This is a genomic window from Chryseobacterium sp. UNC8MFCol (assembly GCF_000482305.1).
GTDB lineage: Bacteria > Bacteroidota > Bacteroidia > Flavobacteriales > Weeksellaceae > Chryseobacterium > Chryseobacterium indologenes.
On sequence record NZ_AXUZ01000003.1, the window covers coordinates 371,209 to 385,133 of the forward strand.

Below are 13,925 nucleotides of genomic sequence, written 5' to 3' on the forward strand. Positions count from 1 at the left end.
ATTGCCCCGGATCCTTGTCAAGGTTTAAAACCCTGGCAAGTTTTTCTCTTTCGTTGCAAATTAAGAATACTGACTCAAGTCAAAATTCAAAATATCTCCTACTCTTTTGAACTCTTCATCTACTGTAGCATTCAGTATCATTTTTTCGTTGGTAACAGGATGATTAAAAATCAACTGATGAGCGTGAAGCGTCATTTTGTTAATATCAAATGTTTGAAGCCACAATTTATTCTGTTTATTGCAGCCGTGCTTGCGACAGCCTAAAATTGGGTGTAAAATATGTTTGAAATGCTTTCTCAACTGATGAAACCGTCCCGTTTCAGGAATGGCTTCCACTAAACAATATCTTGAAGTCTGATGTTTTAAAAAGGGTAAATCGATTTCTGATTTTTGTAAAAGATGATAATAGGTAATGGCATTCTGCTTCACTTCATTTTCATTAATCAAATCATAATCAATGGTTTCTTCTTCTTTCGCCCAGCCACGCAGAATGGCGATATATTTTTTTTCCACTTCCCGGGTTGCAAAACGTTCGCTCATCATTCTAAGCGTTTCTTTATCTAAGGTAAACAACAAAACCCCTGAAGTTTTACGGTCTAAACGATGCACAGGATATACCTTTTGCCCGATTTGATTTCTGAGTTCCTGAATAGCATAGGTATCGGCTTCTCCGGCGTAAAAAGACTTGTGTACCAATAGTCCGCTGGGTTTGTTGATGGCAATAATGTACTCGTCGCGATAAAGAATTTCTAACATGGGGCAAAAGTAGAAATTTTCTGCTGATTCTTGTTTCGCTGAGAAGCTTTAAAAATATGAAAGATCATTGCCATTCTAAATCTAACGGGTTTTAAAAACCCGTTAGAAAGTTAATAGCCCTGATTGAGCGGTATGTCTGAGCTCTTTTTTAGTTTCGGCGGCGGCTTTGCCGCCGCCGAAACTAAAAAAGCGAGTAGCGAAAGCAGGTTCCCGGCTTCTGAAAACAAAAACAGAAGTATATAAGCTAATATTAACAGCTTTTTTTATTGAATCTCATGATTTTGGATCCAAATTGCTATTTTTGCACATCAGACGTAAAAATTATGGCAAAGCAAGAAGATGTTTTCAAGAAAGTGATTTCTCACGCTAAAGAATATGGTTTTATTTTCCCATCGAGTGAGATCTATGATGGTTTATCCGCTGTTTATGATTATGGACAGAACGGGGCCGAACTTAAAAATAATATCAAACAATACTGGTGGAAGGCTATGGTACAGCTTAACGAAAATATTGTGGGTATTGATTCGGCAATTTTGATGCACCCAACAACATGGAAGGCATCAGGCCACGTAGATGCTTTCAACGATCCATTGATTGACAATAAAGATTCTAAGAAACGTTTCAGAGCAGATGTTTTGGTGGAAGATTATTGTGCTAAAATTGAAGATAAAGAGAACAAAGAAATTGAAAAAGCAGCGAAGAGATTCGGGGATGCTTTTGATAAAGACCAGTTTGTAGCTACAAATCCAAAAATTCTGGAATACAGAGCAAAGAGAGAGGCTATCCTTTCAAGATTGGCCAAATCATTGGAAAATGAAGATCTTGCGGATGTAAAAGCTTTGATTGAAGAGCTTGAAATTGCTGATCCTGATACGGGTTCTAAAAACTGGACGGAAGTAAGACAGTTCAACTTAATGTTCGGAACTAAGCTTGGAGCTTCTGCTGACAGTGCTATGGATCTTTATTTAAGACCGGAAACGGCTCAGGGTATTTTTGTGAATTACCTGAACGTTCAGAAAACGTCTCGTCATAAGCTTCCTTTTGGTATTGCCCAAATTGGTAAAGCTTTTAGAAACGAGATTGTTGCGAGACAGTTTATCTTCAGAATGCGTGAGTTTGAACAAATGGAAATGCAGTTCTTTGTAGCTCCGGGTACAGAACTTGAATTCTACGAACAATGGAAACAAAAACGTCTGAACTGGCACTTAGCGTTAGGTTTGGGTAATGACAATTACAGATTCCATGATCACGAGAAGCTTGCTCATTATGCGAATGCTGCGGCAGATATTGAGTTTAACTTCCCATTCGGTTTCAAGGAGCTTGAAGGTATTCACTCCAGAACAGACTTTGATCTGAAGGCCCATGAGAAATTCTCAGGAAGAAAACTTCAATTCTTCGATCCTGAAAGAAATGAAAACTATGTTCCTTATGTAGTGGAAACTTCTGTAGGACTAGACAGATTATTCCTTTCTATTTTCTCACACTGCCTGAAAGACGAAGTATTGGAAGACGGTTCAGAAAGAACAGTTTTATCTTTACCGCCGGCTTTAGCACCAATTAAAGCAGCTATCCTTCCATTGATGAAGAAAGACGGTTTAGCTGAATACGCAGAGAAAATCTTTAATGACCTGAAATATGATTTCAACTTATTCTACGAAGAAAAAGATGCCATCGGTAAACGTTACAGAAGACAGGATGCCATCGGTACTCCTTACTGTATTACGGTAGACCATGATTCATTAACAGATCATACAGTGACCATCAGAGACAGAGACACAATGCAGCAGGAAAGAGTTCCTGTTTCAGAGTTGAGAAGAATCATTGATGAGAAAACCAATTTTAGAAACTTACTTTCAAAAATATAATAGAAAAGCCTTGATTTTGTCAAGGCTTTTCTATTTTTATAAGCTTTTGATGAATATATTATAAAAATTATTATTTTTGAGCGATTTTAAAAACTAACTAAAAAAATAATAATCATGAAGAAATTAATAATTTCATCTCTTGCTATGGTGATGACCGTAGGCTGTGTTTCATCAAATGACAACTCTTCAGACAATAACAACAATAATGATAATACCCCTTATCTGTTAAAAAAAGTTACTGAGACGACGCAGGATGGCCAGGTGTACACTTTAGAATTCAAATATAACGGAGATAAAATACTTGAATCTTACAGTGCTACAGACAATGAAAAAACAGTTTATACCTACAATGGTGACAATATTGTAAAAACTGAAGAATATGAAGGAGCAACGATGAGACAAATGAGAGAGTTCACTTACTCCAACGGAAAAGTCTTATCTGAAAAAGTGACCAGAAAGGATAATGGAACGCTAATTTATACCAAAAACTATCAGTATCTGAGTGATACTCACATTAAATTTAACGAGTATAAAGGTTCTACCTATAGTCCATCTACAGGAACTCATTCGAATATTCAGTTTGCTGAGGTTGATGCCTATCTTACCAACAGTGGTAATATAGCCTCAACAAGCTATACCTTTAATGGAACTACCTACAATGTCGCTAATACTTACGATAATTCCAATCACCCGATGAAAAATGTAAAAGGTTATATAAAAATTGATCTATTTTACCTTGGCGATGGTGAGTTGGCATATAATAATCTAATCAGCCGAAGTGAAAATTATACAGGGAGCGTAAGCGGTTATAATAAATCTAATGCAGATCACACCTTTAATAGTGCAGCTTATCCCACAAAGACGCTTATGAAATATACAAGTTCTTCATTTGGAACAAATACCCACACCTACGTTTACGAATACAATAAATAGTAGTAACAAATACCAGGCCCTGAACAGTTTGTTCAGGGCTTTTTTTATTGACTGAGTTTACATCTTATTTTACTACTTTTAAATTCAGATTATTTTAAATTTGTTAAAGAGCATCAATCCAACATGAAGATATTAAAATATATGATAGGCGGAGCTGTAGCCGGAGCCGCAGCGACTTATTTTCTGGGATATGACTATTTGTTTAGTGGTATTTCGAAAACATACCTTAAAGGAAAATCAGGAGCCTATATTGATGACGGAGATCTTTTCCCCAGCAATCCCATTGCTACAGAGGAACCAAGACTATGGGAAGAAGACCCGGATTACAATAAAAAAGAATTACCTAAAACCTTAGTTGATCAGCTGAAAAATACAAGAACAGCATCTTTCGTGGTAATCAGAAACGGTAAAATCCTGCACGAGCAGTATTGGGACGGCTATAATCAGTTGTCACAGACCAATTCTTTTTCTATGGCAAAGGCTGTGACCGTAATGCTCTTGGGAAAAGCTCTGGAAGAAGGGAAAATTAAAAATATAGATGCTAAATTTTCTGATTTTTACCCTGACTTTAAAAACAAACCCTTCGGAAATGAGGTGAGTCTTAAAAATCTGGCCCAGATGGAGTCCGGGCTGGATTGGGATGAAAATTATAATAATCCGTTCCTCCCGAATGCGAAGGCCTATTATGGTAAAAGTCTGGTGAAAGCGGTGTTTTCAAGAAAGTTTAAAGAACAACCGGGAACAAAATTCGAGTATCAGAGCGGCTCTACCCAACTGCTTGGTTTTGCCTTAAGAAAAGCACTCGCCCAACCATTGGCACGCTACCTGTCAGAAAAATTCTGGATTCCTCTCGGTATGGAACAAAATGCAAAATGGAGTACAGATGATTATGGAATGGAAAAAACGTATTGCTGTATTCATTCCAATGCAAGGGATTTTGCTAAACTGGGACAATTGTTTCTGGACAATGGCAAAGTCGGTGAAGACCAGATCCTTGACGCAGATTTTATTGAACAGATGAGAACCCCGACGGAAAAATCTGAAAAGATCTATGGAATGGGTCTGTGGATCAATCATGACAATCCGATTAAACACTACTATTTCCTTGGTCTTCAGGGACAATATATAATTATGGTTCCTGAGCATAATATGGTGATTGTTAGAACCGGAAGTTATGCCAACAGCCCTAAAAATGACAGAGGAAGACCAGACCTGGTAAGACTTCTGGTTAACGAGACAACATCCTTATTTCAATAAAAAGATGGAAAAATACAGTTCAAAAATTGATGCGTATATCGAAAAATCACAGGATTTCGCAAAGCCGGTTTTACAATACATCCGGGAGACCGTTCACGAGTTCTGTCCCGATGTGGAAGAAACAATGAAATGGAGTTTTCCGCACTTTATCTATAAAGGGAAAAATCTATGTGCTATGGCTTCTTTCAAACAGCATTGCACCTTTGGATTCTGGCTGGAAAAGGAAATGAAAACCATGCAGGAGATCACCCAGAATATTGAAAAGAACTCGATGTTCAGCCTTGGAAAAATTACCCGAACTGAAGATCTTCCATCCAAACCTCAGCTTAAAAAAGCTATTAAAGAGGCTATGGAACTTACAGATATGGGGATTACCATGAAGAAAGCCGCTCCGTCCAAAACGGAGATAGAAATTCCGGACTATTTTCAGACTGCACTGAACGCCCATGAAAAAGCTCTGGATGTTTTTAAAAATGGATCGCCCTCCTTCAGAAAAGAATACATTACCTGGATTACGGAAGCCAAAACAGAGGCTACCAGAAATAAAAGAATGGAACAGGCTTTGGAATGGATTGCTGAAGGGAAAGGAAGAAACTGGAAGTATGAAAGAAAATAAACAAAGAAGCAACATGAAACTTGTATATAGAATAGACCACCGATAGCCGGTGGCTTATTCTATATATATTGGTGATTTCTACCGACTATCCTTAAAAATTAAATCATCCTCAAACGCTCCTCCTCCAGATCTATTTGGTACAACTGATGGCGGATAATTTCCTCATTGACGGAAACATCTTTATTCAACTCTGAAAGAAATTGCCTCTGGCTTTCAAGCATTTCAAGAAAAATCACTTTATTTTTTTCACTCATCCATTCCGTGTCGTTGGCTTTATTTTTTTCTTCCCAATGTTTTAGCATCCGTTCAAGACCGGCATGACTTTGCAGTTCATTTTCATGTTTATTTTTAAGGAAATGATAAACATGCTGTTTTAATTTAAGTTTAATGTCCTGACGGGCTTTCTCTTCTTTTTCTTCATCCATAAAATCATCAAATACATGTCCGAATCTTATAATATAAGGCAATGTGAGCCCCTGAACCAGAAGAGTAAGCAATATAACGACAAAAGTGATAAACAAAATAAGATTTCTATTGGGAAAAGGAGCCCCATTTAGGTTAATAGGAATAGCCAGTGCGGCTGCCAGCGAAACCACGCCCCTCATCCCTGTCCAGCCCAGTATAAGGGGCATCATCAGGCGCCTTCTGTTTGAGGAAGCACGGGGAGCTACACCCGGCCGGAAAATGATGGTCGCAAGCATTGCCGCGTAAGAACTTATGATTCGGGCAGCAATAAGGATACCCGTTACCATTACTCCGTAATTAATGGCTATTTTTAAAGGAATTCCTTCCGAGCGTAATCCGCCTACAATTTCGGGAAGTTCCAGGCCGATGATTAAAAATACAATTCCGTTCAGAATAAACACAAAACTTTCCCAAACACTGTATCCCCTTATCCGGCTCGTACTGCTTAAAAAAATCAATCTTTTACCCGACATATACAGACCTCCACACACCACAGCCAATACCCCTGAACTATGGAACTGCTCTGCCAGCCAATACATCAGATAAGGCTCGATAAGAGTCAATGCGATATCTGAAGCAGCATCTGTAGGCAAGCGTTTATGAATCTGCACAAAAATCCAGGCAAGTAATAATCCAAGGCCGGCTCCACCAACAATCATCCATACAAAAGTAAGAGATGCTTCCTGCCAGACAAACTGTCCTGTTCCCACAGCTATTAGCGCAAAACGGAAAATGATGAGGGAAGAAGCATCATTTAACAAACTTTCTCCTTCCAGAATGGCAGCAGTCGTTTTTGGAATTTTCACGAATTTCATAATAGCACCGGTACTTACAGCATCTGGCGGAGAGACAATTCCCCCCAGCAAAAATCCCAGTGCAATACTGAACCCGGGAATAAAATAGTTGGACACAACGGCAACCGACAAAGCAGTAAAAAAGACAACCAGAAAGGCAAAACTCCCTATAATCCTCCACCATCTTTTCATTTCTTTAAAGGAAATCGACCATGACGCCTCAAATAATAAAGGCGGCAGGAAAATAAAAAAGATGAGATCAGGATTAATTTTTACGGTAGGTAACCCGGGTACAAAACTGACCAGCAGGCCAAACACAACCAGTAAAATGGGATAGGCAATTTTCAGTTTGGTTGCCCAGAGGTTCAATAATACCACGGCAGCAATCATGGCCAGAAAGAAGGGTAAGACGGTATGCATATATTGTGTTTTTGATTCCTTTTTGCAATTTAAATAAATAGCATATTATACAAATATACAGTCAATTCCTATTATTCATTGTTTTTCTTTGATCTTATCAAAACTTAAAAAGCAACAGACAAAATGATTACTTCCAATCAACGAATGATGTATTAAATATTTAATCAAACACGTCAAGTTTCGTCGCTTTCATTCTATATTTTTGAATAACAATAGAATAACATCATGGACAACGTAACATTAGAAAGAATTCAAAAGCTACATCCTGTAATAAGGAAAGAAGTGAGACAAATCATCCAGGATTGTGATGAAGCACTTACCGGAAGAGCAAAGGTACGGATCACGCAGGGATTAAGATCTTTTGAGGAACAGGAGAAACTATATGCAATAGGACGTCTGACTTCAGGAAAAAAAGTTACCAATGCAAAAGCAGGACAGAGCATTCACAATTATGGTCTTGCCGTAGATATCTGTCTGATAATCGATGGCAAAATCGCAAGTTGGGATACTGCGAAAGACTGGGATAATGATAAAGTAGCTGACTGGTATGAGTGTGTTAAAATTTTTGCCAGACATGGCTGGGATTGGGGAGGAAACTGGAAGACGTTTAAAGACCTTCCCCATTTTGAAAAAAAGAATATTCCATCCCGAAAAGGTCTTGTAAAAACCAGCTGGAAAACATTAATCAAAATGCCCAGGGATAAGGATAATTATGTTATTTTTTAATTCTCTCATGGTAGAAATTAAATAATATACGACACGTTCTGTCGCTTCCCCGTCCTACCTTTGCTTTACAAGAAAACAATAAAAAAAGCAATGAAATCTAAAGAATTTTTCGTGATAAAAAAGAGCTTCTCAGGATTTAAGATTGCATGTCTCCTTGTAAAAAAACAATTAAAATATCACATGAAAAAGACAACCATTCTTTCTTTGGACGGGGGTGGAATAAGAGGTATCATCACCTGCATTATTCTACGCTACATAGAAGAACAGCTCCAGTATTATGATAAACCGAGCGCCAAACTCGGAGATTATTTTGATCTGGTAGCAGGCAGCAGTACCGGAGGGCTGATTGCATCTATTATTCTATGTCCCGATGAAACCCGAAAAGCAAAGTATTCTATCCAGAAAGGATTAGAATTGTATGCAGAAAAGGGCGGCGATATTTTCCAGGTTTCCTTTTGGGAAAAACTGGTCAATCCTTTTGGATTATTGAATGAAAGAATCTCTCAGGATTCACTTCAAAAAAACCTGAATGATTTTTTTGGAAATTTAGAACTTAAAGAATTAATAAAACCATGTTTAATAACAAGTTATGATATAGAAAATAGACGGGCAAAGATCTTCAACTCATGGAAAGCACATCTCAGTACAGATAATTTTTATGTAAAAGATATTTGCAGGGCTACTTCAGCTGCTCCTACCTACTTCTGCCCCGTACAGATCAAATCTATGTACGGACAGATCTTCAGCCTGATAGACGGAGGTATGTTTGCCAATAATCCTGCACTCTGTGCTTATGCCGAAGCTCGCAAAATTCCTTTTGCCGAGGTTTTAAAAAACCATCAGAAAGCCAACCATCCCGGGGTAAATGATATGATTATCGTATCTATCGGGACAGGAATTGAAGCGAGGCCTTATTCTTTCAAAAGATTGGAAAAGGCAGGAAAAATAGGTTGGGTGAATCCTATTATTGATATTCTGATGTCTGCTAATGCAGAAACTGTAGATTATCAGCTTGGCCAGATGTTTCAGACATTGGGTTTACGGAATCAGAAGAATTATTACCGCTTAAATCCATCATTAAAAAACGCTTCTCCTGCCATGGATAACGTAAGACGGTCAAATATTGAAAACCTGATCCAGGCCGGATTGAGCTATATTGATGACAACAGAGAGGTCTTGAACCAAATTGTTCAAAAACTGATCAAAAACAAAATATAAGCTTTTTAGCTTATAATTGCTCTAAATAAGCTTTTTAGCTTATAAAATTCCAGAAAAGTTTTATATACATCAACTTTTGTCGCTTCCACTCCTACTTTTGAAGTATTAAAAAAATTAAAATTCAAAAAAAATAATACACGACAAGTTCTGACGTTGCATAAAACTATCTTTGAATCAACAAATAACCAGGAAAACCAAAGCTAAAACAGCTAACTTTCTAACCAATATCCTTTTCAGTATACCCTATTATTCTTCAGTGATCTCATACTGAAACAGGATATCTATTACCCAATTACATATAGTCTGCTAGCACAACTATCATATTAACCAATTAATAACCTTAAAATTTTAGAATTATGGCAAATTTAGTCCAAGAATTAAACAGTTTAGATTTCAGCGTTTACATCGGAGGTCCTATGCAGGCCGCTATTAAGGCACAGCATGACGCTTCTATGTCACAGGTAAATTTCATTAAAGAAGTTGGTTTTGAAGGAACCGGAGCTACATCAAAGCTCAGATACGTAGATTTTGTATACAAAAAAACAGTACCAAATCCTGCTCAGGGCAATGAAACCCCTGTGCAGTCTCAGGTTACTTTAAGTGTTCCGCTACTTTCTATGCTCACGATTCCGGCTTTAAGAATTGATGAAATGACCATTGACTTTAATGCAAAATTAAATTCAGTAGAAACTCAGAATGTTTCCAGCGAGTTTCAGGGAAGTGCTTCTTTAAGTGCCAAATTTTGGAAAGTTAAATTCAACGCTTCTGCATCTTATAAAAAGACTACTTCAAGCACATCAACCACAGAAAAAACATACACTTTAGGAGTACATGTAAAAGCTGTCAATGATGAATTGCCTGCAGGGCTTGCGAGAATTATGGACATGCTGGAAGACGCTATTGTTGCTACAGCAGCTCCGGTAACTCCTTAATAACCTTTTTTGGATGGTTGCCTGGGCAGCCATCCATTTTAAACAATTTTTTATTCACCAAAAAGAACTTATTATGCCAAAATTACGAGAATATTTGGGAGGCATTGTCTCAGAAATTGCTGAAGCCAGAAAAATGACAGATTTACAAACGGTCCAAATAGCCAAAGAATATGCACAGGATGATTTATTAAAACATTTTTCCATTCCGAGGATGAAAGTAGGCAGTGTTGATCTTACCATCCCCTTTGCTACAGCCGGAAATTCACCTAAAATGATTTTCAGAGATTTTATGTATGATGAAATTATCAAAGTTGCGAAAACAGATTATGACGCCACAGACCTTAAAAGTGATCAGAGTTTAAAAGAGTTTCTTATCAAGCAGGAACCGGCCTATCATGATATTCTGACAAAGATCAGAGATGAAAATACCCTAACCCTAACCATTGATCAGATTTCATACCTTGAGCCTATATCAAAAGTCACTGTAGAGTTTTGCAAGTCGCTTTCCAATTTCAGCTGGAAATATGTAAATCCTGACACTTTTTATAAAAGCATTTCCAACAGGCTTATTCTTGAGACCAAAAGAGTCATTGAAAAAATTGAAGATCAGGAAATTATCGTTGAAGCCAGCAAATTGATGCAGCTTGATGTCAAATGCTTGATTTTCGCCAAAATGAGTGTGAGCGAAGCCGGTATGGAATGGTCACGGTATGAAGATATCAATGGAAATATTGTAGAAACTTTGATTCCCGAATAAAGTATGAAAAAGTCTCAATTTATCTTAGTCTCACAATTAAAAGAACAACTGCAGGCTTTTCCGGAAATAGTTTCGTCTTTGGGAAAAAAAGATCCTCTTTTTGTTGAAAAAACTGTATCCTGGATAAAGGCTATAGAAGACATTCTATCTGCCAACACCATCAGCGAAGTTTCTGAAATGGCAGGATTCAGAAGTAAGATTCTTGCAGGGAAAATTAGTACTGAAAGAGGTTTTAATGTCAAAAAAAACCAACTTAAAATCACTGCCAATCTATTGTATGATGCCCAAAACTGCGTTCTGAATGTATTATTGCCCCAGGAAAGGAAAATGGATGAATGCAGAGACATCGCCAGGCAGTTACTGGCATTAGTATCTCAGACAAAAGCACTCACCTATACATCCGAAGTGAAATTTGAAGATTTCATTCAAAGAATCTGGTGGTATATCCTTGCTGATAATGATTTAAAAATCGGAGGGGTAAAACTCAAATCAATGCTTTCTGAACTGGATATTATCATGCTCATGGCAGATGAAATAGACATTAAGGATTTTTCTTAAAAAACGATCTCACTCTTTTGAAAAGTATTTTAATACGTCGAGTTTTGTCGCTTCCCAACGCTACTTTTGAAATAGAAAAAATCAAAAAAATAACACCCAATCTCAAATATGGAAACCACCAATCACAATTCAGATATCATCTTCGATGAAATCCCTTATACTATAGAATGGGGAGACATTGAAAATGCGGAGATGGACTATGAAAACTATCTCGACGACATTGAACACTTTTTCAGGGAAGATTTTGAGAATGATATTCTTGAAGAAGACACCTTGTAAATACAGTAAAACACATCCGGCTCCTAGGCTTTCCGCAACAAAAACTAATAACCATTTTCAGAATCTTCATATCACTCTGAATCACCATTCACAAAAATAGCGGACAGCCAGGGGCCTGTGTTGAAACCATTTCAAAGGAAATGGTTTTTTATTTTATATAATTTTTGAAATCCACGTAAATTTCTGAAGAATAAGTTCGACAAAAAATAAAACACGACACGTTTTGTCGTATTAAGCCCATATATTTGTTGTATAAAATTAGATCATGAAAAAAGATTTTTACCTGACAAGATATGCCTTAATTATAAAAAGATTGGAAAGTTCTCCGGCTACCTATTCACAGCTGGAGAGCTATCTGTTAAACTCTTTTGAATTTCAGGATGCGGATATCAAGAGCTACTCTATCCGTACCTTGCAGAGGGATATCCGTGAGATTTCTGATCTTTTTAACCTGTCTATTCATAATAAGAAAAAAGGAGACAACCGTTACTATATCGAAAGCCGTCCGATCATGGAAGTGGATGAATACAATCAAAAATTGTTGGAGTCTTTCCAGGTAAGTAATGCATTGAATCTTCATCCTGACTTTTCAGATTTTATTTTCTTTGAAAGCCGAAAACCAACAGGAGTGGAACACTTTTACGATCTGTTTTTTGCTATCCGTAACAAAAGAGTCGTTACTTTTGAACATTACAATTACAAGAATAAGCTGATGACTTCCCGCAAAGTTCATCCTCTAGCTCTGAAAGAATCAAAGGACAGATGGTACCTGATTGCGATTGACACCAAAGATAAAGCATTAAAATCTTTTGGATTAGACAGAATCAATTATCTGGATGTAGACAAAAGCAAATTCAGGGAAAAATATAATTACAATTTCAGGGAGCATTTCAAAAACGCTTTCGGAGTGATGAATCTTACGGAGCAAAAACCTGAAAAAATTGTATTAAAGTGTAGTCGTCATCAGGGAGAATATATCAGGAGCTTCCCTCTTCATCAATCCCAAAAAGAGACCAAGGAAACGACCGAAGAGATTTATTTTGAATTCTTTCTTCATCCTACTTATGACTTTATGCAGGAGATCTTATCTTACGGAAAGGAAGTAACTGTTTTAGAACCTAAATGTTTAGTTGATGACATCCGTACCCATCTTCAGGAATCCTTAAACCGTTATCTTGAAAGCTGATCAGAAATAACCGGATATCATATTTTTTAAGTACATTTACATAAATATACTGCATTGAAAGTTCTGTTTATTTGTATATGTTCAATCATTTCTTCCTTCTGTTTATCCCAGCAGAAAGAAGAATTCAGGCTTGTAAAAAACTATTACAATCAGCATCGGAGTATGCTGAATACTGAGTTTAAAAAGAAATTTGATGCAGAAACCAATACCTTCAAAAAGGCAAGTATCAAAGGAGATTTTCTTTTTTTTATGAAAAAAATGGATAGTATCGAGAATACGGCCCTGATTGGAGCCCTGTTAAAAGTCCGGAATCTGGAAGATCTTCAGTCCTTAAAAAAAGAAGCCTACACCGGTCCTTCGGTAGTTGAATCAGCCCCGAATTATCCCGGAGGCATCAATACGCTAAGGCAGGAAGTGGCAGATCTTTTATATGTGAATGGTGTACATTCTGATATAAAAACAGTAAAAACGAGTGTTGCTTTTATTGTAGAAAAAGACGGAACGATTACCAATGTCCATGCCAAGGGTGATAATTTTACTTTTAACAGGCAGGCTGAAATTGCTTTATACTCCATTTCCGAGAAATTTGTTCCGGCTTTAGCCCAAGGGGATCCCGCAAGGTTTCAGTTCAATCTTCCTTTAACTTTAACGATGGCAGACTAATGTTTACCGACGAATATTATATGAAAATGGCCCTGCAGGAAGCAGAAGCCGCCCTGGAAAAAGATGAGGTTCCTATCGGATGTGTGGTTGTTTCCAATAATCGGATTATTGCAAGAGCCCACAATCTCACAGAAACACTGAATGATGTAACTGCGCATGCAGAAATGCAGGCCATCACCTCTGCCGCCAATTTTCTGGGAGGAAAATATTTAAAAGATTGTACTCTGTATGTTACCATGGAGCCCTGCGTAATGTGTTCCGGAGCTCTTTCCTGGTCACAGATATCCAAAGTAGTAATCGGAGCAAGGGACGAACAGAGGGGTTTTATCAACAAACACCTTTCTTTACATCCGAAAACGGAACTTGTAACGGGTATAATGGAAACAGAATGCTCCTCTATCGTTAAAGAATTTTTTAAAAGTAAAAGATAACTTTTTCAGCATTTCCACGACAGATTCTGAAAATCATCTCATAAAAAAATCAGAGATCAATGTATTGAT

At 37.3% G+C, this 13,925-nt stretch carries 15 protein-coding genes; 13 read left to right on the top strand and 2 right to left on the bottom strand.

Going from position 1 to position 13,925, the window contains the following annotated elements:
- Positions 1 to 60: 60 nt before the first annotated feature.
- Positions 61 to 756 (bottom strand): pseudouridine synthase, encoded by a 696-nt coding sequence (locus M030_RS0101690; protein WP_027371949.1) that lies wholly within the window; start codon positions 754 to 756, stop codon positions 61 to 63.
- Positions 757 to 1,079: 323 nt separating this feature from the next.
- Between M030_RS0101690 and M030_RS0101700 the strand changes: the two genes are divergently transcribed.
- The 4 genes from M030_RS0101700 to M030_RS0101715 all read left to right on the top strand — a co-directional run bounded on the left by M030_RS0101700 (position 1,080) and on the right by M030_RS0101715 (position 5,427).
- Positions 1,080 to 2,621, top strand: coding sequence for a glycine--tRNA ligase (locus M030_RS0101700; protein ID WP_027371950.1), 1,542 nt, complete (start codon positions 1,080 to 1,082; stop codon positions 2,619 to 2,621).
- A gap of 114 nt (positions 2,622 to 2,735) precedes the next feature.
- Entirely contained in the window at positions 2,736 to 3,554 is an 819-nt protein-coding gene (locus tag M030_RS23615) for a hypothetical protein (protein WP_034721915.1), read from the top strand.
- Between the two features lie 123 nt (positions 3,555 to 3,677).
- The gene (locus M030_RS0101710) at positions 3,678 to 4,811 is read left to right on the top strand and encodes a serine hydrolase domain-containing protein (protein ID WP_027371951.1); all 1,134 of its coding nucleotides are present in this window, start codon (positions 3,678 to 3,680) and stop codon (positions 4,809 to 4,811) included.
- A gap of 4 nt (positions 4,812 to 4,815) precedes the next feature.
- A complete protein-coding gene (locus M030_RS0101715) occupies positions 4,816 to 5,427 on the top strand; it encodes a YdeI/OmpD-associated family protein (RefSeq protein ID WP_027371952.1) in 612 nt (203 codons plus the stop codon).
- A 98-nt stretch (positions 5,428 to 5,525) separates the two neighbouring features.
- On the opposite strand, the gene M030_RS0101720 is transcribed toward M030_RS0101715, so the two are convergent.
- The gene (locus tag M030_RS0101720; protein ID WP_027371953.1) at positions 5,526 to 7,106 is read right to left on the bottom strand and encodes a Na+/H+ antiporter; all 1,581 of its coding nucleotides are present in this window, start codon (positions 7,104 to 7,106) and stop codon (positions 5,526 to 5,528) included.
- A gap of 225 nt (positions 7,107 to 7,331) precedes the next feature.
- Between M030_RS0101720 and M030_RS0101725 the strand changes: the two genes are divergently transcribed.
- The 9 genes from M030_RS0101725 to M030_RS0101765 all read left to right on the top strand — a co-directional run bounded on the left by M030_RS0101725 (position 7,332) and on the right by M030_RS0101765 (position 13,856).
- Entirely contained in the window at positions 7,332 to 7,832 is a 501-nt protein-coding gene (locus M030_RS0101725; protein ID WP_027371954.1) for a M15 family metallopeptidase, read from the top strand.
- A 180-nt stretch (positions 7,833 to 8,012) separates the two neighbouring features.
- The gene (locus M030_RS0101730; protein ID WP_027371955.1) at positions 8,013 to 9,050 is read left to right on the top strand and encodes a patatin-like phospholipase family protein; all 1,038 of its coding nucleotides are present in this window, start codon (positions 8,013 to 8,015) and stop codon (positions 9,048 to 9,050) included.
- A 356-nt stretch (positions 9,051 to 9,406) separates the two neighbouring features.
- Positions 9,407 to 9,982 (top strand): DUF2589 domain-containing protein, encoded by a 576-nt coding sequence (locus M030_RS0101735; protein WP_027371956.1) that lies wholly within the window; start codon positions 9,407 to 9,409, stop codon positions 9,980 to 9,982.
- Between the two features lie 73 nt (positions 9,983 to 10,055).
- Entirely contained in the window at positions 10,056 to 10,739 is a 684-nt protein-coding gene (locus M030_RS0101740; RefSeq protein WP_123840763.1) for a hypothetical protein, read from the top strand.
- 3 nt (positions 10,740 to 10,742) lie between these two features.
- Positions 10,743 to 11,297 (top strand): hypothetical protein, encoded by a 555-nt coding sequence (locus M030_RS0101745; protein WP_027371958.1) that lies wholly within the window; start codon positions 10,743 to 10,745, stop codon positions 11,295 to 11,297.
- 108 nt (positions 11,298 to 11,405) lie between these two features.
- On the top strand, positions 11,406 to 11,576 hold the full coding sequence (locus tag M030_RS25375) for a hypothetical protein (RefSeq protein ID WP_155857865.1): 171 nt from the start codon (positions 11,406 to 11,408) through the stop codon (positions 11,574 to 11,576).
- A 265-nt stretch (positions 11,577 to 11,841) separates the two neighbouring features.
- Positions 11,842 to 12,762, top strand: coding sequence for a helix-turn-helix transcriptional regulator (locus M030_RS0101755; RefSeq protein WP_027371959.1), 921 nt, complete (start codon positions 11,842 to 11,844; stop codon positions 12,760 to 12,762).
- A 162-nt stretch (positions 12,763 to 12,924) separates the two neighbouring features.
- Complete coding sequence (locus M030_RS0101760; protein ID WP_027371960.1) at positions 12,925 to 13,425, top strand: hypothetical protein; 501 nt, start codon at positions 12,925 to 12,927, stop codon at positions 13,423 to 13,425.
- Entirely contained in the window at positions 13,425 to 13,856 is a 432-nt protein-coding gene (locus tag M030_RS0101765; RefSeq protein WP_027371961.1) for a nucleoside deaminase, read from the top strand. The genes M030_RS0101760 and M030_RS0101765 overlap by 1 nt, the downstream gene beginning before the upstream one ends.
- The last annotated feature ends 69 nt before the right edge of the window (positions 13,857 to 13,925 follow it).